Source organism: Thermomicrobium sp. CFH 73360, assembly GCF_023806465.1.
Lineage (GTDB): Bacteria > Chloroflexota > Chloroflexia > Thermomicrobiales > Thermomicrobiaceae > Thermomicrobium.
Map to the genome: position 1 here is coordinate 42652 of NZ_JAMSLS010000004.1, position 23569 is coordinate 66220.

Below are 23569 nucleotides of genomic sequence, written 5' to 3' on the forward strand. Positions count from 1 at the left end.
AGCAGGCTGAGAAGGAGTAGTGGGCTCCACCACCAAGAGATCCTCGTGCGGTTTCTCATATCTCCCTTGAAGAAAAACCCCGGTCTTTGACCGGGGAGTGGGGGTGCCTCACGGGGCTCGAACCCGTAACCACTGGATCCACAGTCCAGCGCTCTGCCAATTGAGCTAGAGGCACCACAAGAAAAATGGAGAGATGAGCGATGCCGGGCGAGTAAGCCGAGTTCTGTTCTTGACGGTCATCTCTCTCGCCCGTGGATCACCACGGACGGTCGCTTCGTCACCTCCGCGACTGCTCTCAACCTCGGGCCTCGGCGAGCAACCTCGTAACGGCCCGTTCGGAGATTGCTGCGGGGAGGATTGCCCTTTTCACCCCGGGCCGAACCCGGTCATCGTCTCTGTTGCTCTCACGTCGACGATTGATCGACGTGCCGATCTGGACTGTCAGCGGCGCCGGTCACCGCTGCCCTGGTTTGACACCAGGCACCCCGCTCTCTGCAGCTCGGACTTTCCTCTGGCGTCTTGCTGGACGCCAGCGACCGCCCTGCCCGACATCGCTCGCGGTGATGGTCACCCATCACCGGACCGGCGGTGCCGAAGGGGAGATTTGAACTCCCACGGGGTTGCCCCCACTACGCCCTGAACGTAGCGCGTCTGCCAGTTCCGCCACTTCGGCCCGTACGAGTCCACGTGGACTCGCACTGCCTAGTATACCAATGCTGCGGACCGCTCGACAAGGTATCAGCCACACGTGGGACGACCTGGGTTACCGTGCTTGCAGTATGATTCGGCGAGGCACGTTTTTGGAGTCGTACCTCCGACCGGCTTCTCAGGGTATGGCACTCAGTCAGCAATCCGCCGCTCTTCTTCATAGTAGTCGACTCGGCGGGCCGTGAGAATGGCCTGGATTTCCTGAAGGCTCATACCGAAGCGATGAAGCGTGTGGCGCACCAATTCGAGGCCTGCCTCAAAGCTTGGATGGACCACCTCACTGGCGCCTGCGTCGATCAGGCGTGTCACGAAGTTTCGGCGATCAGCGCGAGCGATAATATCCAGAGTCGGATTCAGCGCGCGTGCTAAGCGCACTGCTGTTTCCGCGGCGAAGGCGTCTGGTACAGCGACCACGAAGACACGAGCCGTTGGGATCCCAGCTGCCAGGAGTACTTGCTCATTCGCCACGTCACCATACACCACGGTCAATCCCTCATGACGAAGTTCTCGCACCAATACTGGGTCACGATCAATCACCACGAAACGAAACCGTCGGCGCTGGAGAACCCGTCCCACCTCCCGACCAGCTCGTCCATATCCGGCAATGACCACATGCCCGCGGAGTTTGGCTCGCTGGGGGTGGGACTCTTCTCTCTCGTCTTCCATGCGCGGTGCCGTCCCCAAGCGCTCAAGCGGGGCAGCAAGTAGCCGACCGAGCGGTCTTGACGCGCTCAGGAGAAGCGAGTTCAAGAGAAGGGAGGCAATCGCAGCCCCGATTAAGGCATTGTAAACCGTTTCGTCGATCACACCGCCGCGGAGTGCAACGAGACCGAGAACGAAGGAGAACTCACCAATCTGTCCAAGAAAAATGCCCGAGCGTACTGCAACGTCTGCCGGAAAGCCGACGAATCGGACGACAACCGCGGTGATCGTGGTTTTTAGGAGAGTTACGGTCAACAATATCGTGAGTGTCAGCGGCCACGCATCCAGAAGGCCACCAAGGTCGGTAAGAAGTCCGAGTCCAGCAAAGAACATAACCCCAAACACGTCACGGAGTGGAAGAATTCCCCCGAGCGCTTGGTAGGAAAATTCCGATTCTGAAATCACGACTCCCGCAAGAAAAGCTCCCAGCGCGAGTGAGAGGCCTAGTCGCTCGCTGCCGATTGCGGTGCCAAATGCAAGGAGCACAACGGTCAAGAGAAAGAGCTCGCGACTCCCGCGCCGAGCAACATGGAAGAGGAGCCAAGGTACGACCCGTACGCCAAGGATTGTGATCACGAGCAAGGCGATCAGCGCGTTCGCAACTGCCACGACGAGACCGCGACCTACCTCTGCGATGCTTGATCCAGTCAGCGCTGGTAAGAGTGCGACCAAGGGCACCACGGCGACATCCTGTGAGAGTGCGATCGCAACGGTTGGGCGAGCTGCTGGTTGTGCCAGCGTGCCGCGGTGCTCCATCAGCGTCAGTGCCACAATCGAGCTGGACATTGCTGACGCGAACGCGAGCACAAAGCATGTGGCCAGGGGCAGGCCAGTTGCAACATAAATGACAAAGGCCGTGACGGCTGTCAGCAGAATCTGTGGGAAGCCGGCGCGAACCACAAGGCGACGCATTTCAACAAGTTCCCGGAAGGAAAATTGCACGCCGAGCGCGAACATAAGAAAGGTAACGCCAAAATCAGCGAAGGCCTGAATAATTTCCGTATCAACTGACCAGCGATCGACAATGCGACCGGCTGCAAGACCGGCAATGAGGAAGCCAACCACGACCGGTTGGCGGAGTTGCGCGGCCGCCAGACCAAATCCGATTGCCGCGGCTGACACGATAAGAAACAGCAGAGAGATCGTTTCTCTTTCCACCCTCTCGACCGCCTCACACGTTCGCGTGCGACATTCCAGGACATACCGCGTCAACGGTACACGGTCTTGTGCTCCGCGTGGAGGAGAACCGCTGGGTGGCCAGTCTCGGAAGAGCGTGAGGTGCAACGCCTCCAGAGACCCAGGTGACTTCGCTGTCGGGTAGGGCCCAACCGTGACACGTACTTGCAGTCGCTGAGGCTCGCTAAGAACCGTGGAACCAAGCGATGAAACGAAAAGTCCTACTGACGGCTCGGAGGAGCAACGAAGACTCAGCCTGTAGTGGGTACCGTCTACTGATCAACTCGCTAACCTCCTGACGAGCGCAGTCGGTTCGCCTTCGTCCTTGAGACAGGGTTGGCAGTGTCCGATGTGTCGCCATCCTTGACGGGCTGGACTGTACGGACTATCATTGTGTACGTACACTCTCCGAATGGAGGCGGGCGCTGCTCTCCGGTAGAATCGGGTTGCTCGAGCGAGCATCGGGGCAAGGACGACAGAATCGGCTTACAGGGAGCCGCAGGGTAGGGAGTTCGATCGAGATGAAGAGCAGCGAAATCCGCCGGGCGTTCATCGAATTCTTTGCCGAGCGCGGACACGTACAAGTTCCGAGCTCGTCGCTGATCCCTACTGATCCGACGGTGCTACTGACCACCGCCGGTATGCAACAGATGGTGCCGTACTTCTTGGGCCTGGAGCGTCCCCCTCATACCCGGTTGACGTCGATCCAGAAGTGTTTCCGGACCGTCGACATCGATGAAGTTGGCGACGAGAGTCATCTCACTTTCTTCGAGATGCTGGGAAACTTTTCTATCGGGGACTACTTCAAAGCGGAAGCGATTAGCTGGGCTTGGGAGTTCCTCACGAAGTGGCTCGGGGTACCAGCTGAGCGGTGGTATCCGACCGTCCATCCGGAAGACGACTTCTCGTATCGATACTGGCGTGACGAGATCGGCGTGCCAGAGGAGCGGATCTTCAAGCTTGAGGATAACTGGTGGGGGCCGGTTGGTGCGACCGGGCCCAACGGCCCCGATTCGGAGATTCATTACGACCGGGGACCGGAGCATGGCTGCGGAAAGCCAACTTGTGGTCCAGGATGTGACTGCGGGCGTTTTTTGGAAACCTGGAATCTCGTGTTCATGGAGTTCTATAAGGAACTCGACGAAACACAACGCCCGCTTCCACGGAAGAACATTGACACGGGGATGGGGTTGGAGCGGATCTCGCTCATTCTGCAGGGGGTCGGTTCGGTGTTTGAGACCGACCTCTTCTACCCGATCTTGACCCAAGCAGCGACGATCGCTGGTGTCCGATACAAGGAAGATGCACGAATTGACCGATCGTTGCGGGTCATCGCTGATCACGCGCGGGGGGTGACGTTCCTCGTTGGAGATGGAGTTTTTCCGAGTAACGAGGGACGCGGATACGTGCTGCGGCGCGTCCTGCGCCGAGCGGTTCGCCATGGGCGCCTCCTTGGGATCGAGCGCCCCTTCCTTGGTCAATTGGCCGACGTCGTTATCGAGCTGTTCTCCCCGTACTATCCGAATCTCGTCGAACAGCGAGAGCGTATTCACCGGGTGATTGACCACGAGGAGGAGCACTTCCAGCGAACTCTTGCGACGGGCCTGGCTCGCTTTGAAGCACTGGTGGATCAACTCCAGCGCTCAGGGGAGCGAATCATCCCGGGTGACGAGGCCTTCCGTTTGTACGACACCTACGGCTTCCCGCTTGAGTTAACGGAGGAATTAGCCCGGGAGGCAGGCTTGGCGGTCGACCGTGTAGGGTTCGAGCGAGCGCTCGAACGCCAGCGAGAGCTGAGCCGGGCGAGCGTGGGACGCTTCGCGGATACCCAGCGGCAGCGTGCTGATCTCTACGCGCGCTTCTCAGAGCGGCCAACGGAGTTTCTGGGGTATGAGCAGCTTCAGGCCGAAGCGACGGTCGTCGGCATTCTCGGAATTGACCAGACACGTGAGGAAGCAGAGGCGGGGGACCAGGTCGAGATTGTCCTTGATCGGACCCCGTTCTACGGCGAGGCAGGAGGACAGGTCGGTGATACCGGCGAGCTTCGGACCGATACCGGCGTTTTCGTTGTCGAGGATACCCAACGCCCAACTCCTGAGTTGATTGTGCACCGAGGGCAGGTGCGAGAAGGTTATCTCCGCGTTGGTCAGCGAGTCGTCGCACTGGTCGATGCAGAGCGGCGAGCGGCGATCCGGCGAAATCACACCGCTACGCATCTGCTTCACGCGGCGCTGCGCCGCGTCCTTGGGGAGCATGCACTGCAAGCAGGATCACTTGTTGCTCCCGACCGACTGCGCTTCGACTTTGCACACCATGAGGCCGTGCAGCCGGTCCAGCTCCGCACCATTGAGGAACTTGTCAATGAACAGATCGTGCGGAACTTGCCGGTGGAGGTGCGCTACCAACCACTACGAGAGGCACTCTCAGAAGGGGCAATTGCGCTCTTCGGTGAAAAGTACGGCGAGATTGTCCGTGTGGTGTCAATCGACGCTTTCAGCAAGGAACTCTGCGGAGGAACCCATGTGAGCCGCACCGGTGAAATCGGGTATTTCCTCATTTCAGATGAGACGAGCGTGGCAAGCGGTATACGCCGCATCGAAGCGCTCACCGGGCCGGCTGCAGTGCGTGCTGCGCGGCAGATTGTCAATGTGGCGTCCCAGACCGCACAGCTGCTTCATGTTCCGGTCGAGCGTCTTCCGGAGCAGGTCGAGCGTCTGCAGCAGCAACTTCGCGACCAAGAACGGGAGATAGCACGGTTGTCTGCGGATCTGGCTCTGGAGCGGGCTGCCCCGCTCGTCGAGCATGCCCATCGGGTCGATGGTTTTCGCGTCGTGAGTGCTCGGATTGAGGTGCCTTCGCTCGATGTACTGCGCCGCTTGGGCGACCGGTTGCGCGAGCGTATCGGATCCGGTGTGATCATCCTCGGTACTGCGATCGAAAACCGACCAACCATTTTGGCGATGGCGACACGTGACGCGGTGCAGCGTGGTGTCCATGCAGGGCGCGTCGTACAGGTTGTTGCTCCGCTTCTGGGCGGTCGAGGCGGAGGTCGCGCTGATATGGCACAAGGCGGAGGAGCTGACGCGTCACGCCTCGATGAAGCACTTGCAGCGGCTCGTGCTGAGGTCGAGCGACAGCTCCGCGGTGAGGCGGCAAGCTGACGGAGGCTCCCCAGCGGCCCGTCGCTCGCCGCACCTCAAAAAGCAGGTTTAGCTTTGGAGGGAAAATGGTGTGGCGAGCGACGAGTGGAGCGGGTGGGGAGCAGGTGGAGCAGATGCGTCGGGAGCGTGCGCCCGCGGCTGTGGACGGGTCCCTGGAATCCATGCCGGGTAAAGCGACGCGGCATTTCGACCAGACGGCTGACCTTGCGACGTACGCGCCGACTTTGCACGCGGTTCGTGGGCCACAGCAACTCCTGCGGCGGCTCGCATCGCCGCGAGCGCAGGGAGAGCAGCACCTGCATGGATTCACGGAGGAACTCCGTACCTCGACTTACGTCGACGTTCGCCTTTCTCGACGGCGCAGACCACAATTGAACGGTTCAAGACGCGCATTTTGGCTGGTGGTGGCGACCAGTCTCATTCTTGCGGGAATCGCCGTGCTTGCCGGTGCTGTGATTGCGTTGCCCTCGGCAACGATCCGAATTGCGCCGGTTGTCGAAGAGCGCAGCTTGGTGCTCACCTACGGGATTATCGCTGGAGACGCCGTTGATTGGGTCGCGCCGACCCGGGTTGTTCGTGTTGTCGTGCAAGCGGAGGCAGAATTGCCAGCGAGCGGCGAAAAGCAAGTGCCGGAGGGATTCGCGAGTGGCAAGGTGCGTGCCGTCAATGCAACGATCGAATCGGTGCGAATACCAGCTGGCACTGAACTCGTAGGAACAAATGGCATACGCTATCGAATTACGACGGATGTCACGGTTCCGGCAGCCGATCCATTCGGCAGTCAAGCCTTCGGGGTGGCTGATCTCCCGGTCGTCGCGACTACTCCGGGTCCTGACGGGAACGCTGCTGCAGGAGTTGTGAGTGGTCAGCTGGGGACAGGACTGCTCTATCGCAATGTTGAGCCGATCAGCGGTGGAACGATGCGCACCGTGCACTTCGTGACAGAGGAGGATCTCGCCCGCCTGCGCGCAGCGGTCGAGCAATCACTCGTCCGTCAAGGGTCCGAGGAGCTGCACGCTGCATTGCAAGAGGGAGAGGTGCTCGTCGATGAAACGATCCAAAGCGCCCCACCGGTAGTGGAATTTTCCCATCAAGTCAACGCAGAGACCGAACGCGTTTCGGCACGTGGGAGTTTGAGGGTGAGTGCCTTCGCCTACAATCCGGCGACTGTCCACCAAGCAGCGCAAGAAGAGGCAGCGCGACGGCTAGCGCAGGCGACGAGCCCAGATGAGGTGATTCTCGGGAACACGTTGACGTTTGGCGAACCGGAGTCACTCGGATTGAATCGCTGGCGTGTAAGGGCCGCCGCGAAGATACAGATTGTCCCCTCTGAGCGCGAGCTCGAGATTGTGCGGAACGAACTTGCTGGGAAGAGTGTTGAAGATGCGATTGCGCGAGTACGAGCGATACCGGGGGTCGCTGCGGTGAGTATCGAACTCCGACCGTCTTGGTGGCCGAGTCGCATGCCGGATCGCTCGTCGCGGATTTCGGTGGTGTTTGGTGAATGAAGCAGGTAGCCGTCCAGGCCGCGCGCTTGGACTCGACATTGGTGGACGACGCGTTGGCGTCGCGATCAGCGATGAATTGGGTCTCATCGCCAGCCCATTGATGACAATTGACTTAGACCGTGAGGGTGTAGAGGGACTGGTTGCCATCATTAAGCGATATACTCCGTCGGTGATCGTGGTCGGTTTACCGGTGACGATGCGCGGGCAGGAGGGAACGCAGGCTGCGGAGACACGCCGGTTCGTGGAATCACTCCGGCCACATGTCCAGTGCCCGATTGTGTTCTGGGATGAGCGTCTGACGAGTTCAGCAGCCGAACGTCTTCTGACCGAAGCGGGAGTACGCCGCGGTCGGCGGCGGCAGCTGGTGGATGCGGTCGCAGCAGCATTACTGCTGCAAAGTTATCTCGACGCACAGCGGGCAGGGCACCCGCCACGGAAGCAGTCGCGGCGAAGGATGGACAACGAACCTTGACACCCTTGGATCTCTGCTCTGGCTCCGTAGTAAGGTTCAACAGCGTAATCGAGCCTAAACCGACATTACGGTCGAATAGGTTTCATGGTCGATCTCTATCCTTGGAGTATTGCCCCTGGGAGCTACTGCGAACCTGAGTTGATCAGTCATTGCGGTGCAGTTGCGTGTGCTCAAGCGGATCGCTGCCCAAGGGGGACGCTATCGTGGATCACAAGCGAGCTCTTGAGCACCAGTGTTCACCTGGGCAGTAGGAGGAACTGCGATCGTTTTGCCTCGTTATCGCGGAACGTGGTGCTCGCCGGGGACGAGGGCGAAGAAGATGGATGAAAGCACCACTCTTTCGCTATCTCGGGTGATCGTGTAACCGGAGATCTTCCTTAGAATTTAAGGAGAATTAGGGACCGCGCGGTCCGCGACAAGGCGAGAGGGGTTCCCTGATTGAAACTGGGGAGCGTGCTCGTTATACTGCCGTCGACTATGTGATACGGGAAGAAGGCCGGTAAGCAGAATGAAGCTGATCATTGCGGTGGTTCAGAACGAAGACGCGGATGCTATTCTTGAGGGACTGTTGGAGCGTCAGTTCCGCGCCACCCGCTTGGCAAGCACTGGCGGTTTTCTGCGGCGGGGAAATACGACGCTGCTTATCGGTGTTGAGGATGCGGATGTTGACGCCGTCATGGAGGTCATTCGTGCGCATGCCCGGACCCGGGCCCGGCAAGAATCCCCTGCGGGTCAGGTGCAGAGTGCGGCTGCGACCGTGTTCGTGATTCCTCTCGAGGATTACCAGCGTTTGTAATCCCGCACAGCTCACCGGAACTGTGTCCAGCGGCGGGTGTAGGTGCCCCGTCTGATCCGTTGTGTTGCTCGCCGCATTGCGAGAAGCGTCAGCGCCGCAAGGACGAACCCCGCAACAAAGAGGAGTTCAACCGGTAGATCTCCTGTTTGCCAAGCGACGAAGCGGGCGGACAGCAGCCCAAGGAGTGTCGGATAGAGGAGGAGGCCGCAGAGTGCGAAGATTGCACTCTCGATGACAGCGAGTCGGTTGTCAGCCCCGGTCAACCGGCTCACAAGGAAGGGCGCAAACGTCCCTCCTGGAAGCCAAAGGAGAAAGGCTCTGAGCAACTCCGCTGTTGCCGCATCCATGGTTTGGTGTCCAGCTCCTTGACTTGCGTTCTCGAGAGATGCGGATGCTCCTCGAATAATGTGACTCGCATGGCCAAAGCGACCGCGCTCGCGTAAGGTCCTGGTTAATCAGGATACAAATCCCACGCGCGGAATGCGACGCCGCAAAGATCCAGCTTTCCAAGACATGGACACGCCGGAGAACCGCGTTTGTGATGGAGAGGAACAACCAAGACCGGCTTGCGCAACGGGGCAGGTGATCTTCACGCCACCCTTTGTCCCAGGCGGCCCGATACGGTGCGGTGTGGGGTGATAAGACAGACGGATTGGGAATGAGAGTGCCGAGACTCGACGAAGGCGAGTCTCGGTATTACTTGGGTGGAGTGCCAGTGGCCCGAGTCAGAATAACTGTTCTTCTGGCCAGAGACCAGCAAGGCGAAGGAGATTACAGGCCAAGACAGCTGTGGTCACTGGGCCCGTCCCTCCAGGCACGGGGGTGAGCGCACTCGCGACCTCGGCGACTGCCGGGTCGACATCGCCGACCAAGCGCCCGTCGATAACGCTCACGCCAAAGTCAACAACGACGGCGCCTGGCTTCACCATATCGGCAGTGACGAGACCGGGGCGTCCAGCCGCAGCGAAAAGGAGGTCGGCTTGCCGCGTGAATCTCGCGAGATCAAGGGTACGAGTGTGGCAGATCGTGACCGTCGCATCTGCCATGAGGAGCAAGAGTGCCAGCGGACGTCCAACAATGGGGCTCCGACCGATCACGACGGCGTGGCGACCCGTTACAGTGATCCCGTAGTGCCGAAGTAGGAGCATCCCTCCAAGCGGCGTGCTTGGCGCGATAGTGGGGGTTCCGAGGGCAAGCCGTCCTTGTTGCTCGTAGGACACCCCATCGACGTCCTTGGCTGGAGGCATCGCTTCCGAGAGCGTGCTTCTGGAAATGCGCGGTGGCAGTGGTTGGAGGGCGAGGATACCCGTGACGCTCGTGTCCGAGTCGAGTTGCTTGAGCAATCGGAGGAAATCGGATTCCTCCAGCTGATCCTCCAGTGCAAAAGCACGCACCTCGAGGAGAAGATTGGAGAATTGCTTGCGTATAGCACGAGCGTAGGCCTGTGCGGAAGGGTCGCGTGGAACAAGAAGTGCCAGCGTCGGGCGGGGAGCATCAAGCGGCAAATTTTGGAGGATGGAACGGATCCGGGCATGCAGTTGCTCGACAACGGGTGTGCCGGTCAGCAGTTGGGCAGGCATAAGGGCCTCCTCGCATTTCTACTCGTCTCACACCAATGGAGGTGGTTCATTCCACAGCTCTCGCTCATTGGAGTTGGTCAAGAGAGCGGGCACTTTAACGAGTTGACTCTTGGAGAATAGCTGCTCGCCGCTCAATCTCCTGTTCTAATTCCGCTGCGCGTGGTGCGGTGAGCAAGGGCAAATTCGCGCGGGCCATTGCGAGTGCGGCTTGGATGCCTGAGCGGCACAGTGCTCGTGCTGCCTCAAGATCTGATGCGGCAAAGGCAGGGACCGCCGGTGCGAGGCGTGCGAGCATCTCCAGGAGCTCGAGGCCGAGGTCAGCTGTCCCAAGAGGGACGAGTGTAGCGTGCTCGATAACCGGCTGAGATTCGGAGCTCGCCGCGTCTGAACGCAGCGTCGAAAGCAACTCGTGCAACGCGGCACGATCGAGGTCGGCTCGGGCAAGCGCACGTTCTGCGATCGAACCAAAAACGTGAGCCATCTCTTGTTCTAGTCCATTGTCGAGAGAGCGACGGACCGCACGCCGTACCAGGTCTGCGAGTGCCGCAGCCTGGGCCAGGGCAACGCACGCCGCCACGCCTCCGCCACAGCGATAGCGCGGGCGACGCATGCGGTCGATGAGCTCCTGTACGCTCCAGCTCGCGATTCGATCGTCGACTTCGAGCATCCTCACGCTCCTCCCAGGTGTCGGTGGCCAACGACCGTTCGCTTGACCGCAGCGAGTATAGCGATGAAGTTTGTGTCGATTCGGTGTCGCTTCACTGTTACTTCAGCAGGTTGCTTTCCAGCGCTCCACCCTGGTTGTGCCTCATGGGCACGGACATGTGGACAAGGTGGAAAGGGGTTGACGAGGAGGCACGGCTACGCTAGGATGGAAGTGTCTGAGAGGCATTGTTCGCTGGCAGCGAATTCGCTCGGAGCAGAAAGGTGGGGTGCGATGGCAACCGAACCGGTGACGTTCTTTGGGCAGCTGCTGAAGCGGTACCGGGAGGCGGCACGGCTCTCACAGAGCCGCCTCGCGCAACGCGCGGGCTTCGATCATAGCTACGTCTCGCGCTTGGAGAGCGGGCGTCGTGCTCCGACACGAGAAGCGATCGTGCGGTTGGCGGAGGCGCTCGAACTCTCGCCGGCTGATCGTGACTCTCTCCTCGCTGCTGCTGGTTTTCTTCCTGAGCAAGCGGAGCATCTGTTCGGGCACGAACCCGTTTTGAGCGAGGTGGTGGAACTGCTGCAGCGTCAGGACGTGCCCGACGCGATACGGGAAGATCTTCGCCAGTTGCTTGCGCTGGTCGTGCGGCAGGTCAAGAGAGCGTTGGTTGGGATTGGATCTGACCAGGACGTGTCGAGTGGGTATCCGAGCGATACGGGGTGGGGCACCCGGTGGTCGGGGCAGACTGCGCCAGGTGGTGCCTGGTAACAGAAGCGGATCGGGCGTAAGAGAACGAGTCTGTTCCCTGTCGGGTACCCTTGATGGTAGACAAGGACCGTCCGGGGACGGTCTCGGCGGCGGTGATCGGCGAGACGAGTACCGGCAAGAGAGTCAGGCGAGGGGGGCGCGTGTCACGGCCGTTCGTGCATCTTCACCTCCATACAGAGTTTTCGTTGCTTGACGGATTGGGACGAATTCCGGAGTACGTCGCGCGTGCACGCAAATTTGGTATGGAACACATTGCTATTTCTGATCACGGCGTACTCTACGGGATCATTGATTGGTACAAGGCAGCTAAGGCCGAGGGGCTTCACCCGATCATTGGGATGGAGGCCTATTTCGCTCCACGCACGGTGCAAGATCGTGATAAGACGATCTACCACCTGTTGCTTCTCGCGGAAAACGAACGAGGATACAAGAACCTTTTGAAATTGGCAACGCGCGCGAGCCTGGAGGGCTTCTATTACAAGCCGCGGATTGATCTGGCGATGCTTGCCGATCATGCAGAGGGGTTGATCGTCACCTCCGCCTGTCTGGGAGGGCCGCTGGCACAGAATCTTCTCGCCGGCGACTGGGACGCGGCACGAGACTGGGCCTATCGGTTACGCGACCTATTTGGAACTGACCGGTTCTTTGTTGAGCTACAGGATCACGGATTGCCAGAGCAGCGCCGCGTTAACGCCGAACTTGTCAAGTTGGCTCGCGAACTTGAGCTTCCCCTCGTCGTGACGAATGATGTGCATTACCTGGACCGAGAAGATGCGGCTATTCAGGATCTGCTTATCTGCATTCAGACGAACTCGACGCTGAGCGATCCGAAGCGGATGCGTGTGCAATCGGATCAGCTCTACTTCAAGAGCGCTGAGGAGATGTGGCAACTTTTTGGTGGAGAAGTTCCGGAAGCGCTCTGGAATACCGTCCGCATTGCGGAACGCTGCCAAGTTGAACTTGAGTTTGGGCGCCTCCATCTTCCGGATCCGGGTATTCCTGATGGGATGACAGCGGACGAATATCTCGCGGGACTCTGCTGGGAAGGAATCCGGCAGCGATACCCGGTCGTGACCGATGAGATTCAGCGGCGTCTCGAGTATGAACTGGATGTCATCCGGCAAACAGGGTTCTCAAGTTACATGCTTATTGTCCGTGACTTCGCGGAGTTTGCCAAGGAGCGCGGTATCCTCTATGGGGTTCGTGGCAGTGCTGCAGCGAGCATTGTCCTGTATGCACTCGGCATCACCGATGTCGATCCGCTCGCCAATCGTCTGGTGTTTGAGCGGTTCCTCAATCCGGAGCGGCGAGAGATGCCGGACATCGATATGGACTTTGCCGATGATCGGCGCCACGAGGTGATCGAGTATGTTGCCCGGAAGTACGGACCTGAGCATGTCGCGCAGATCATCACCTTTGGGACGATGGGGGCGAAGGCGGCAATCCGCGACGTTGGACGTGCGATGGGTTGGCCACATGCCGAGGTCGATCGGATTGCTCGCCTCATCCCGAATGGGGTCAATATGACCCTCGACCGGGCACTGCAGGAGAACCCCGAACTCCGGCAACTCTACGAGAGCGACCCACGGTCGCGGGAACTGATCGACAACGCTCGCAAGTTAGAAGGAATCGCGCGCCATGCTGGGACGCATGCGGCAGGCGTCGTTATCTCGGCGTCGCCACTCGTTGAGCATGTGCCGTTACAGCGACCGGCTCGTGCGGAGGAAGGGGCACTACCGACGACCCAGTTTCCGATGGAGACCGTTGCGGAGATTGGTCTCCTGAAGATGGATTTTCTCGGCCTGGCGAATCTGACGATCCTGGCAGACGCGGTCGAGCTGATTCGCCAGACGCAGGGGATCAACATCGATCTGAAACGGATTCCCATGGACGATCCCCAAACGTTCCAGCTGCTCAGTGAAGGGCAGACGTTCGGTGTCTTCCAGCTGGAAAGTGCCGGAATGCGGCGCTACATCCGAGAATTGCGCCCAGCGTCAGTGGCCGAGCTTGCAGCGATGATCGCGCTCTATCGTCCCGGCCCGATGCAACATATCCCCACATACTGCCGGGCGAAGCATGGTTTGGAGCCAATCCAGTATCCGCATCCGGACCTTGCGGAAATTTTGGACGAGACCTACGGGGTGATTGTTTATCAAGATCAAGTGCTGCTGATCGCGCGCAAGTTCGCCGGCTACACGCTTGGTGAAGCCGACATCATGCGGAAGGCGATGGGGAAGAAGATCCCCGAGAAGATGCGTGCCGAGCGTGAGCGCTTTATCGCTGGAGCGAAGGCGAATGGATACAGCGAAGCGGATGCTGAGCGGATCTTTAACCTGATTGAGCCCTTTGCTGGGTACGCCTTCAATAAGGCGCATGCTACCTGTTATGCGGTCGTCTCCTATCAGACAGCGTATTTGAAGGCGAATTACCCAGTGGAGTACATGACGGCCGTCTTGCGGAACGCTCCCAGTCATCCGTCTGGCACGGTGAAGCGAATTGCCGCAGCACTTGCAGAGTGTCAGAAACTGGGGATCCCGGTTCTTCAGCCAGACATCAACAAGAGTGAAGCGACCTTCACCGTTGAGACCATGGCAGATGGACGCCGAGGAATCCGGTTTGGGCTTGCCATGGTGAAGCATGTGGGTGAGGCAGCAATCGAGGCCATCTTGGCCGCCCGAGCGCAGCAGCCCGAGAGACGATTCCAGAGCTTTGAGCACTTCTGTGAAACTGTTGACTGGTCGGTGGTGAATCGGCGAGCAGTCGAAAGCCTGATCAAGTGTGGCGCTCTTGATTGTCTTGGTGACCGAAAAATTTTGCTCACGCAGCTGGACGGCGCCATCCAAGCTGCTCAGGCGCGGCAGAAGGCGCTCAAGCGTGGACAAATGGATCTGTTCTCGGTGGTTGGGGCGGAGCAGCTCGCACCGCTGCAGTTCGCGCGACCTGATGTTGAGCCACCGGACATTCCCCAGCGGACGCTCTTGGGATGGGAACGGGAACTCCTGGGGGTCTACTTGAGTGCCCACCCCTTGGATGAGTTTCTGCCGCTTGTCCGCGAGCGGGGGATCGTGCAGATTGCAGAACTCGACGAAGAATCGGTTGGGCAAACTGTGGAACTGCTGGTGCTCGTAAGCAGTTTTCGAAAACTCCCGACGCGCACCGGGCGGATCATGGCAGTTCTGCAGGTCGAGGATCGATCCGGCACAATCGAGGTCGTTGTATTCCCTGATTTGTTCGAGGCGCATCGCGACCTGATTTCAGACGAAGCTGTCCTAGCGATCCAAGCGAAGGTGGAGGAACGGAACGACGAGCTCCAATTGGTTGCTCAGGCTATCCAGGATCCCCGCGAGTTCTTCCGGACCATCAGCAGCCCGACACGGATTGTCCATCTGCGATTTCCTGTAAGTACCAATGCGGACCAGGATATCGCGCGGATGCACGAGTTGCGCGAGCTTTTGGCTCAGTTCCCAGGCGAAGATGAGCTGCGGATTCATCTTCCAGTGGGACATCGTGAGGTCGTCCTGGTGACGCGGCTCCGTGTCGATTGGTGCGAAGATTTTGTGCGGGTCCTCGAGTCTGCGTTAGGCCAGGGCGCGGTTTGGATCGAGGAGACGATTGGGAATCGATGGCGCGATGCGGCGTGATCTCTGTGTTAAGCGATCTCGAATTCGATCCGCTCAAGTGTCGTAATTGCGTCCAGGGCATTGTCTGCGAGGATCAGGCAGAGATCACCGCTGCGCGAGAGACTGAGCGCGTAGCGAAGCGCGTGGGACAGGCTTTGTTGCAGGGCAACGACAGGCGGCATCGGGTTCTGAACGATTCCCTCGCGAAGCGCATGCAGGCGGTCCTCAGATGCCGCGCCATAAACGATGATGAGGCCACGAATCTTCCCGAGGATTCGACCTACCTCGTGCAACTCCTGAGTGGTGAGCCAGGGAAAGTCATGGACGATCACGAACGTGTTCCGGGGATTCCTCTGGCGAATACCCCGAATGAGCGGACGCAGCATCCAAGGGTAGCGTGCGCTGTCGATGAGTACGTCTCGTCCCTGCAACGGAAAGAGGTTGCAGGCCCCTGGTAAGACAGCCGGGTTTGGGAGAAAGGTACGCGCGACCGCACGGATAGTCGTGAGGGGGACGCCGAGTGCGAGCGCCAGCGCAGCGGCGCACATGACGTTCTGAATCTGGAATGTCAGCGTACCACCCAAGGTGCAGGGTGCATCGCGAGCATCCAGAAGCTGAATTTCCGGACCGTTGTCCCATTCCTGGGAATCTACAGGCCGGGCTTCTCCATGGTTTTCAGCTGTGTTGGCTGCAACCAATACCGTGCTCTTTTCGCTCCGAAGCAAACTCTGAGAAGCTGTACGAGCACCGATCTCCCACAGCGCGCGATTCGCGACAATGGCCCCCTCTTGGCACCAGATGGCCGGGGCACCAGTCTCGCGACAACGGCGGATCGCCGGGTTTTCTGGATGAAGGCCAAAGAGGACGATTCGGGCATCGGAGCGCTCTGCGAGTTCGAGGACTGCAGGGTCGTCAGCATTCAGGACGAGGGTGCCCATGGGATGTACTGCTCGAGCCACAATCTCGTGTGCGCGCGCGGCATAGCGCGTCTCCAACGCAAAGAGACAACTGTCGTCGTTGCCACAGAGTGTAGTGATCGCCGCATATCCGTAGCTGGCCTCAGGCAGTCCGACCGAGGCGACGACCGGTGCCTCCAGTTCCTGAATCGCAAGATCGAGCTCACCCGCCACGAGGGCGCGCACGATTGCTGTCCATGGGTGGAGTTCTCCTTCGAGTAGGTGGCCGTTCATGAATACGCCACTCGTGCACCATAGACCAGTGGCGAGTTGGCGTGCCCGTGCCATTTGGTAGAGCAGCCAGGCGACCGTCGACTTGCCACGTGTCCCCGTAATGGCAACGAGGGGGAGCGGACTACGATTGTGATTTAGCTTCCCTGTGTCCTTCATCGTGGGCCCCGTAGATCGTCATGACCTACTTTCATCGCTTCTTGACGATTTCTCGATTGAGCAACTGAACCAGTCCTGTAGGACAAGAAGTGCTCGTTGCAGCGCTTGAGCTCGGTGGCTCCTTTGGTTTTTTTCTTCGGCAGACATTTCGGCGAAGGTGTGCTCGGAGCCGAGGGGCTGGAAGATCGGATCGTATCCGAAGCCGGATTCCCCCCTTGGCTCCTCAATGATGCGACCTTCGACGACCCCCTCAGCGAGTGCTTCCCGGCCGTCTGGTGCCACCAATGCAATGACAGCGCGAAAGCGGGCGGTACGTCGTTCCAGCGGGACTCCACGCAGCTCCTTCAAGAGCCGTTGGATGTTGTCCCGATCAGTAGCTCCTTCGCCGGCATAGTGCGCTGAATGGACTCCCGGCCGGCCGCCGAGTGCATCGACCTCCAGGCCGGAGTCGTCAGCCAGAGCAACGAGTCCACTGGATTGTGCAGCTGCCCGAGCTTTGATAAGCGCGTTTTCGGCGAATGTGTCAGCCGTCTCGGGTGGCAGTTTAATACCGAGTTCCCCAGCGGTGACGGCCTCGAAGCACGAGGGTAGCAGGGCCCGTAACTCACGAATTTTCCCAGGATTTGCAGTCGCGACCACGATGCGGTAAATCGTCATTTGTGGTTCTCCTCACTCCTGGCTTCGGACGCTTTTGCCGTCTTCCCGTCAGCGTCCTGAGGGTACCCTGGAAGCGTAAGTCGAAACAGGTCCTGCGCATTCTGAGTGGTTTGTGCGGCAACGTTTTCTTCGCTCTCGTCGCGTTCTGCGGCGACGGTTGATAAGACGTAACGCAGAAAGGCTGGTTCATTCCGCTGACCACGGTGCGGAACCGGCGCGAGGTAGGGCGAATCGGTTTCGAGTAAGAGTCGTTCGCTGGGTATGTCACGGACTGCTTGCCTGAGAGCGCGTGCGTTGCGAAAGGTCACGATACCACCGATACCAAGGTGGAATCCCAGAGCCACGAAGGCGTGCGCCAATTCTGGCCCACCGGTGAAACAATGCATGACGCCACTGTGCGGCGGTTCGGAGACTTCTAGCAGCATGAGAAGTTCTTGTTCTGCCTCACGTTGGTGCAGGATAACAGGAAGGTCCAGCTCTCGCGCCAGATCGAGTTGGCGACGGAAGACGCTCTGCTGTATCTGAGGATCAACGCTCTTCCAATAATAATCCAGACCGATTTCACCAATCGCACGGACGAGTGGGTGCCTCGCGAGTAGGCGTAGGCGCTGCTCCGTACGATTGTCGAACTGATCTGCTTCGTTCGGGTGAACGCCGAGTGCCACGACCATTCCAGGAGTCGCTTCGGCGAGGGCGAGTGCGCGTTCCCAATACGGGGGCGAAAAACCGATGAGGACGAAGCCTTGAATGCCAACGGCACGGGCGCGCTCGAGTACGGCTGCCCGGTCGTCGTCGAAAACGGGGAGGTCGAGGTGACAGTGCGTATCGACCAGGAGCACGCTGCACCTCACTTGACGGTGACGCTTTTCGCGAGATTGCGTGGCTTGTCCGGATCAAGGCCACGTCGCACAGCGAGTTCGTAGGCGAGGAGTTGTGCTGGGACAATTGCGACGAGGGGGGAGGCATCGCCGACATCGGCGATTGGGATGTGAACGTGAAATGCTTCGTCGGGTTCCGGCGAAATACCGACGACCCAGCCGCCGCGGCTACGGACTTCCATCGCGCCCGAAAGGATATCCGGTCTCGTCTCATCCAGTGGTGAGAAAACGAGGCAAGGGCTCCCGTCCTGGATCAGGGCGATGACACCGTGCTTCAGCTCACCACCAGCAAAGCCTTCGGCGTGAATATACGTCACTTCTTTAATTTTCAGTGCGGCCTCTAAGGCTGTTGGGTACGAGAGGCCGCGCCCGATCACATAACAGTGTTCGGCATTGACCAGCTGCTCAGCAACTGCCCGGATACGATCCAAGGTTGCCGGAGCAAATGCGAGCTCCATACCGTCGATGGCACGCCAGAGCACGTCGATACCAACATGGTCGCTTCCATTGAGGATATGGGCAACGAGAAGGAGGATCGCCAACTTCGCGGTATATGCCTTGGTAGAGAGCACGCTTTGTTCAGGGCCAGCCGAGAGTGGGACGGTGAAGTCAGCAATCCGGGCAACTGTGGAACCGGTGACGTTGACCAGCGCAGCTACTGTTGCGCCGCGCCGCTTGGCTGCTTGAACGGCCTCGATAACGTCAACGGTTTCTCCGCTTTGGGTAAGCGCAATGACGAGCGATCGGTCGGTGAGGAAATGCTCCTGGTACTTGAACTCGGAAGCAATCACTGCGTTGACGTGGCGGCGAGCGATGCGGGAGAAGAGATAACTTCCACACAGTGCTGCATACCCGGCCGTGCCGCAGCCGACGAGGAAGGTTCCATATGAGTGCCGGATCAATTCGGCGAGCTGACGGGCACCATCAAGTCGTTCGCGTAGGATCCGCTCGATGACATGCGGTTGCTCATGGATCTCCTTAATCAGGTAGTGTGGGAACCCACCCAATGACGTATCAGCGGATCGAAGCGTGAGCGGTTCCCACTGCGGTTGACGCAATTCCCCGGTGCACCGATCGAACAAGCGCGGTCCTTGTGGGGAAAGCAGTGCGACTTCGTCGTCGCGCAGGTAATAGATCTGTTCAGCGTGGCCGACGAGTGCCACGGCGTCCGACGAGACAAAGACCCCCTCCGTGCCAATGCCGAGGACAAGCGGCGAGGTGGATTTGACCGCGACAAGTTGGCGAGACGGAAGATGCAAGACGATAAAAGCATTTAATCCTCGAATTTGGGCGAAAGCCTGGCGAACAGCTTCTACCAAGAGACCTGGTGATCCGCTGAACGTACTCTCACTCACTCTGCGAGCACGCTGCAGTGAATCTTCTAAGAGGTGTGCGAAGATTTCACTGTCGGTGCTACTGCGAAAGTGATGACCGGCCTGTTCAAGCGCTTCGCGGAGCGGTCGGTAGTTCTCGATAATGCCGTTGTGAACGATCGCCAGCGTTGCCCTGCAATCAAGATGTGGATGTGCATTGTCGTCTGTGACCCCGCCATGGGTAGCCCAGCGTGTATGACCGAGTGCAATCGGTGAGGTCGGCAGTGGTGGTAGTGTTTGCGGGAGACGACCTGCCTGCTTCAAGACTGCGAGACGTTCGCCAACTGGTTCAGACGTCGCGTAGGCGATGCCCCAAGAGTCGTACCCGCGGTACTCCAGGGTGCGCAACGCGTCGACTACCAGCGCTACTGGTAGTTCGCGAGTCGAGACGAAGCCAAAGATCCCACACATGCGCAGCGAGACCTCCCTCGGACGTGCGCCGAGAAAAGCGCAGCCAATAGCAGGCGGGTGCGGGTTCGATCACCGCATCCGCTCGACCGTCTTGTCATTCGTGAGGCGGATATGCTGTCGATGAGTGGTGTCTATGAGCGGGTGCACCTCGGTGAGCCTTTGTCCCGGCAGTCGCCCGCCGGTTTTGCTCTCACCGTGACGACCGTGCCAGCCGGGAGGCCATCCGCCGAATCTTTCGATCGAGCCTCCACCTCGTCGACTCGCTCCCTCCACCAGCGAGTCCAGGCGCTACTCCTCCGTACCGACACCCCGCTCATTCCGCCTCCCGAACGCGCTGACTGTACCATAGTGGAGTGGCGCGCTGCAAGCCGCACGAATCAGGCCTTCTGCGTGCCGCGGTATACTTTCGATCGGGCGAGTGGAAGCCCGTTACGGACGATACGAAGACCGGACTGGGACCCTCATACTGTTTCACACCTCATGTTTGGGTGTTCCCGCGGTCGAACAGGGAAGCGAGAGGATGATTCCACGATACACGCGACCCGAGATGGGTCGCATTTGGAGTGAAGAACACAAGATCGAGCTGTGGCTGCGGGTCGAAATTGCGGTGGCAGAGGCGTGGGCCGAACAGGGTGTTGTTCCTCCAGAGATGCTGGAGCGCATCCGCGTCGCCCGCTGTGATTTGGCCCGCATGCGGGAGATTGAGGCGGAAGTTGATCACGACGTCATCGCCTTCATTCGGGCGACAGTTGAGTCGATTGGGGAAGAGGCAGGGCGCTACTTCCACCTCGGGTTGACCAGTTCCGACGTGATCGACACTGCACTGGCCCTGCAATTGGTCGAAGCGAGCGATCTGTTGTTAAGAGATTTAGACCAGCTTATCGCGGTCGTCGGTGAGCAGGCTGTTCGGCATCGCCGGACCGTGATGATCGGGCGGACGCACGGCGTCCATGCCGAGCCGATTACCTTCGGATTCAAGCTCGCCGGATGGTATGCCGAGCTGCAACGACAGCGCGAGCGGTTGCAGCGTGCGCGTGAGGAAGTGCGCGTTGGAAAGATTTCCGGTGCAGTGGGCACACATGCACACGTTCCACCCGAGGTCGAGGAGGCAGTACTCGCCCGACTCGGGCTTCGCGTCGATCCTGTATCGACGCAGGTTGTAGGGCGGGATCGGCACGCGGCATTCGTGGCAACGCTCGCGGGGATCGGGGCGACACTGGATCGGTTTGCAACGGAGATTCGTCACCTCCAGCGGACTGAAGTGCGGGAGCTCGAGGAGCCGTTTGATCCGAGCAACATGGGCTCTTCAGCCATGCCGCACAAGCGGAACCCGCACGAGAGCGAGCGGATGACTGGTCTGGCCCGGTTGTTGCGCAGTTACGTGCATGCGGCGTTCGAAAATGTTGTGCTGTGGCACGAGCGGGATATCAGTCATAGCTCGGTCGAGCGGGTAATTCTGCCGGACGCCTGTATCGTGCTCGATTTTCTGCTGGCCTCGATGACCCATCTCGTACGTGATTGGGTTGTGTATCCAGAGCGAATGCAGAGGAATGTGGATGCGACGCACGGTGCGATCTTCTCGCAGCGTGCGATGCTCGCACTTGTCCAGGCTGGGATGGATCGGCAGCGCGCATATCGCCTCGTGCAGCGGTTGGCACGCGAAGCATGGGAGCGCGAGATTTCTCTCCGGGAACTTCTTCTGGCTGATGCCGAGGTGCAAGCGCTCCTTTCCCCGGCGCGCGTCGAGGAAATCTTCAACTTGGAGCCATACCTCCGATATGTTGACGTGGCGTTCCAGCGAGTTGGGTTGCCAGTAGAGCACAAGGTGGGGGCAAAGACAGCGTGATGGAGATGCCGGTCGTTTTGAACGTCGAGCTCCCAGGCATCCCGCTTTTCCGCCGGGGTAAGGTGCGCGAACTGTTCGATCTGGGCGATACGTTGTTGCTGGTCGCAACTGATCGTCTTTCTGCGTTTGACGTTGTGCTCCCAAATGGAATTCCCGGAAAAGGGATCGTGCTGACACAGCTCTCGGCGTTCTGGTTCGAATGGTTCGCTGAACGTGTTCCCTCTCATTACCTGACGACCGAACTACCGGAACAGTTTTCGGCGTATCGTGGGATTCTCCAGGGCCGTTCGATGTTGGTCCGCAAGGCGGAGCGGATACCGGTTGAATGCGTGGCGCGCGGGTATCTTGCTGGCTCGGCGTGGGCGGAGTACCGAACCAGCGGGATGGTTGCTGGTGTTCGTTTGCCGTGTGGGCTGCGGGAAAGCGAGCGGTTGCCTGAGCCGCTGTTTACTCCGGCAGTCAAATCGGACACGGGTCACGATGAGAACATCACGTTCGATGAGCTAGTGAAGCGGGTTGGGGAGGAACTTGCAGAGCGACTGAGGGAGCGAACTCTGGAGATTTACGTTGCGGCCGAGCGGTATGCGCGAGAGCGCGGTGTGATCATTGCTGACACCAAGCTCGAATTCGGCTGGATCGGCGGTGAGCTTGCTGTCATTGACGAACTCTTGACCCCGGACAGCTCGCGCTTCTGGGATGTGGAACAGTACGAGCCGGGTCGCCCACAACCATCGTTCGATAAACAGTTTGTGCGTGACTGGCTCCTGGCGAGCGGCTGGAACAAGCAACCTCCTGCGCCAGCCTTGCCGCCCGACGTAGTGGAAAAGACAGCGGAAAAGTATCGTGAGGCATATCGACGACTTACAGGACGACCGGTACCCTATCTCGACGTACGGGAACGATGAGGGGGATGTGGTGAACGAGACGGCGCGCTGGCGAGCCGAGGTCTTTGTGTCGTTGCGACCAGGCGTCAATGACCCTCAGGGGCTGGCGGTTCGTGATGGATTGCGCAGACTTGGCTACGAGGAAGTCGAAGACGTTCGCGTGGGCCGGTACGTCCAAGTCTGGCTGCGAGCACCAGATGTTGAGACTGCGGAGCGGTGTGTGGCGGCGATGTGCGAGCAGCTCCTTGCGAACCCAGTCGTTGAACACTATCGCTTCAGTATTGAGCCGGCCTAGTCGCACGGAGGGGGCAGCGGGATGCGCTTTGGCATCGTAACATTTCCCGGAAGCAACGGTGACCATGATGCGCTTATGGCTGTGCGACTGGGGCTCGGGCAGCCGGCGGAGCTGGTGTGGCATACCGAGACTGATCTTTCAAACTATGATTGCATTGTTATTCCCGGAGGCTTCTCTTACGGTGACTACTTGCGGGCCGGAGCGATCGCACGCTTTGCGCCGGTCATGCAAGCGGTCGCGCGCGAAGCGGAAGCTGGTAAGCCGGTGCTTGGGATTTGCAACGGATTCCAGATTCTGACTGAGGCGCATCTCCTACCGGGAGCACTGTTGCGCAATGCCTCACTGGAATTCGTCTGCGACTGGGTATGGGTCCGCGTGGAGCAGACGCGCACCCCCTGGACGACTCAGCTTGCGCCAGGAACACTCCTGCGTCTCCCGATTGCACATGGGGAAGGACGGTACTACGTCGACGAGAAAACGCTCGCGGAACTTGAGCGGGCGGGACAGATCGTCTTTCGCTATGTCGATGCAAAGGGAAACGCTACGCCCGAGGCGAATCCGAACGGCTCAGTTGCCAATATCGCAGGAGTATGCAATGTTCGCGGGAACGTGGTAGGACTGATGCCACATCCGGAGCGAGCATTCGACCGCTTGATTGGTGGCGACGATGGCCTACAGATCCTCGCTTCGGTCTTGGCGGTAGGACTCGAGGTTGTGCGGGGGCGAGGAGGCCACTGAC

Annotated in this window: 18 protein-coding genes, 2 tRNA genes and 1 other RNA gene; 10 read left to right on the top strand and 11 right to left on the bottom strand. The window is 59.5% G+C overall.

Annotated features, from left to right (window positions below; genetic code table 11):
- Window positions 1-98: 98 nt before the first annotated feature.
- The 4 genes from NET03_RS08795 to NET03_RS08810 form a co-directional block, all read right to left on the bottom strand.
- Window positions 99-176 (bottom strand) — tRNA-His (locus NET03_RS08795).
- Between the two features lie 20 nt (window positions 177-196).
- Window positions 197-552, bottom strand: an RNA gene (gene rnpB / locus NET03_RS08800) — RNase P RNA component class A.
- A 37-nt stretch (window positions 553-589) separates the two neighbouring features.
- Window positions 590-673, bottom strand: a tRNA-Leu gene (locus NET03_RS08805).
- A gap of 167 nt (window positions 674-840) precedes the next feature.
- Entirely contained in the window at window positions 841-2568 is a 1728-nt protein-coding gene (locus tag NET03_RS08810) for a cation:proton antiporter (RefSeq protein WP_252128550.1), read from the bottom strand.
- Between the two features lie 539 nt (window positions 2569-3107).
- On the opposite strand from NET03_RS08810, the gene alaS reads away from it, so the two are divergent.
- From alaS to NET03_RS08830, 4 genes are all read left to right on the top strand, one after another.
- Window positions 3108-5747, top strand: a complete 2640-nt coding sequence (alaS, locus tag NET03_RS08815; RefSeq protein ID WP_252128551.1) for an alanine--tRNA ligase — start codon at window positions 3108-3110, stop codon at window positions 5745-5747.
- A 65-nt stretch (window positions 5748-5812) separates the two neighbouring features.
- Window positions 5813-7255, top strand: a complete 1443-nt coding sequence (locus tag NET03_RS08820; RefSeq protein WP_252128552.1) for a baseplate J/gp47 family protein — start codon at window positions 5813-5815, stop codon at window positions 7253-7255.
- A complete protein-coding gene (ruvX, locus tag NET03_RS08825; RefSeq protein ID WP_252128553.1) occupies window positions 7248-7727 on the top strand; it encodes a Holliday junction resolvase RuvX in 480 nt (159 codons plus the stop codon). Before NET03_RS08820 ends, ruvX begins: the two co-directional genes overlap by 8 nt.
- A 508-nt stretch (window positions 7728-8235) precedes the next feature.
- Window positions 8236-8523, top strand: coding sequence for a cyclic-di-AMP receptor (locus NET03_RS08830; protein WP_252128554.1), 288 nt, complete (start codon window positions 8236-8238; stop codon window positions 8521-8523).
- Window positions 8524-8534: 11 nt separating this feature from the next.
- Here NET03_RS08830 and NET03_RS08835 read toward each other — a convergent pair whose 3' ends face one another.
- The 3 genes from NET03_RS08835 to NET03_RS08845 all read right to left on the bottom strand — a co-directional run bounded on the left by NET03_RS08835 (window position 8535) and on the right by NET03_RS08845 (window position 10770).
- Window positions 8535-8870 (bottom strand): hypothetical protein, encoded by a 336-nt coding sequence (locus NET03_RS08835; protein ID WP_252128555.1) that lies wholly within the window; start codon window positions 8868-8870, stop codon window positions 8535-8537.
- Window positions 8871-9248: 378 nt separating this feature from the next.
- Window positions 9249-10103 (bottom strand): bifunctional 5,10-methylenetetrahydrofolate dehydrogenase/5,10-methenyltetrahydrofolate cyclohydrolase, encoded by an 855-nt coding sequence (locus NET03_RS08840; RefSeq protein WP_252128556.1) that lies wholly within the window; start codon window positions 10101-10103, stop codon window positions 9249-9251.
- A 94-nt stretch (window positions 10104-10197) separates the two neighbouring features.
- Window positions 10198-10770, bottom strand: a complete 573-nt coding sequence (locus NET03_RS08845; RefSeq protein ID WP_252128557.1) for a cyclodeaminase/cyclohydrolase family protein — start codon at window positions 10768-10770, stop codon at window positions 10198-10200.
- A 270-nt stretch (window positions 10771-11040) separates the two neighbouring features.
- On the opposite strand from NET03_RS08845, the gene NET03_RS08850 reads away from it, so the two are divergent.
- Together NET03_RS08850 and NET03_RS08855 are read left to right on the top strand one after the other, a co-directional pair.
- On the top strand, window positions 11041-11520 hold the full coding sequence (locus NET03_RS08850) for a helix-turn-helix domain-containing protein (RefSeq protein WP_252128558.1): 480 nt from the start codon (window positions 11041-11043) through the stop codon (window positions 11518-11520).
- A 140-nt stretch (window positions 11521-11660) separates the two neighbouring features.
- Window positions 11661-15161, top strand: a complete 3501-nt coding sequence (locus tag NET03_RS08855) for a DNA polymerase III subunit alpha (RefSeq protein ID WP_252128559.1) — start codon at window positions 11661-11663, stop codon at window positions 15159-15161.
- Between the two features lie 8 nt (window positions 15162-15169).
- Here the strand turns inward: NET03_RS08855 and NET03_RS08860 are convergent, their stop codons facing one another.
- The 4 genes from NET03_RS08860 to glmS are packed head-to-tail and all read right to left on the bottom strand — an operon-like array spanning window position 15170 to window position 19805.
- Window positions 15170-16486: a Mur ligase family protein gene (locus NET03_RS08860; protein ID WP_252128560.1), complete on the bottom strand. Its 1317-nt coding sequence runs from the start codon at window positions 16484-16486 to the stop codon at window positions 15170-15172.
- Window positions 16487-16504: 18 nt separating this feature from the next.
- Window positions 16505-17143, bottom strand: a complete 639-nt coding sequence (gene rdgB / locus NET03_RS08865) for an RdgB/HAM1 family non-canonical purine NTP pyrophosphatase (RefSeq protein WP_252128561.1) — start codon at window positions 17141-17143, stop codon at window positions 16505-16507.
- On the bottom strand, window positions 17140-17982 hold the full coding sequence (locus NET03_RS08870; protein ID WP_252128562.1) for a TatD family hydrolase: 843 nt from the start codon (window positions 17980-17982) through the stop codon (window positions 17140-17142). Before NET03_RS08870 ends, rdgB begins: the two co-directional genes overlap by 4 nt.
- A gap of 8 nt (window positions 17983-17990) precedes the next feature.
- Window positions 17991-19805: a glutamine--fructose-6-phosphate transaminase (isomerizing) gene (glmS, locus tag NET03_RS08875; protein WP_252128563.1), complete on the bottom strand. Its 1815-nt coding sequence runs from the start codon at window positions 19803-19805 to the stop codon at window positions 17991-17993.
- A gap of 520 nt (window positions 19806-20325) precedes the next feature.
- Here glmS and purB point away from each other — a divergent pair.
- The 4 genes from purB to purQ are packed head-to-tail and all read left to right on the top strand — an operon-like array spanning window position 20326 to window position 23568.
- The gene (gene purB, locus NET03_RS08880) at window positions 20326-21651 is read left to right on the top strand and encodes an adenylosuccinate lyase (RefSeq protein WP_252128564.1); all 1326 of its coding nucleotides are present in this window, start codon (window positions 20326-20328) and stop codon (window positions 21649-21651) included.
- A complete protein-coding gene (locus NET03_RS08885) occupies window positions 21651-22556 on the top strand; it encodes a phosphoribosylaminoimidazolesuccinocarboxamide synthase (RefSeq protein WP_252128706.1) in 906 nt (301 codons plus the stop codon). The genes purB and NET03_RS08885 overlap by 1 nt, the downstream gene beginning before the upstream one ends.
- A 10-nt stretch (window positions 22557-22566) precedes the next feature.
- The gene (gene purS / locus NET03_RS08890; protein ID WP_252128565.1) at window positions 22567-22830 is read left to right on the top strand and encodes a phosphoribosylformylglycinamidine synthase subunit PurS; all 264 of its coding nucleotides are present in this window, start codon (window positions 22567-22569) and stop codon (window positions 22828-22830) included.
- A 21-nt stretch (window positions 22831-22851) separates the two neighbouring features.
- Window positions 22852-23568 (top strand): phosphoribosylformylglycinamidine synthase subunit PurQ, encoded by a 717-nt coding sequence (gene purQ, locus NET03_RS08895; RefSeq protein WP_252128566.1) that lies wholly within the window; start codon window positions 22852-22854, stop codon window positions 23566-23568.
- Window position 23569: the final 1 nt, after the last annotated feature.

Bases quoted from the DNA above. Each gene is read 5' to 3' on its own strand.
- NET03_RS08840 (WP_252128556.1), bottom strand. From the start codon at position 10,103: ATGCCTGCCCAACTGCTGACCGGCACACCCGTTGTCGAGCAACTGCAT.
- NET03_RS08860 (WP_252128560.1), bottom strand. From the start codon at position 16,486: ATGAAGGACACAGGGAAGCTAAATCACAATCGTAGTCCGCTCCCCCTC.
- NET03_RS08885 (WP_252128706.1), top strand. From the start codon at position 21,651: ATGGAGATGCCGGTCGTTTTGAACGTCGAGCTCCCAGGCATCCCGCTT.
- purQ (WP_252128566.1), top strand. From the start codon at position 22,852: ATGCGCTTTGGCATCGTAACATTTCCCGGAAGCAACGGTGACCATGAT.
- rdgB (WP_252128561.1), bottom strand. From the start codon at position 17,143: ATGACGATTTACCGCATCGTGGTCGCGACTGCAAATCCTGGGAAAATT.
- NET03_RS08830 (WP_252128554.1), top strand. From the start codon at position 8,236: ATGAAGCTGATCATTGCGGTGGTTCAGAACGAAGACGCGGATGCTATT.
- alaS (WP_252128551.1), top strand. From the start codon at position 3,108: ATGAAGAGCAGCGAAATCCGCCGGGCGTTCATCGAATTCTTTGCCGAG.
- purB (WP_252128564.1), top strand. From the start codon at position 20,326: ATGATTCCACGATACACGCGACCCGAGATGGGTCGCATTTGGAGTGAA.
- glmS (WP_252128563.1), bottom strand. From the start codon at position 19,805: ATGTGTGGGATCTTTGGCTTCGTCTCGACTCGCGAACTACCAGTAGCG.
- NET03_RS08845 (WP_252128557.1), bottom strand. From the start codon at position 10,770: ATGCTCGAAGTCGACGATCGAATCGCGAGCTGGAGCGTACAGGAGCTC.
- NET03_RS08850 (WP_252128558.1), top strand. From the start codon at position 11,041: ATGGCAACCGAACCGGTGACGTTCTTTGGGCAGCTGCTGAAGCGGTAC.
- NET03_RS08835 (WP_252128555.1), bottom strand. From the start codon at position 8,870: ATGGATGCGGCAACAGCGGAGTTGCTCAGAGCCTTTCTCCTTTGGCTT.
- NET03_RS08820 (WP_252128552.1), top strand. From the start codon at position 5,813: ATGGTGTGGCGAGCGACGAGTGGAGCGGGTGGGGAGCAGGTGGAGCAG.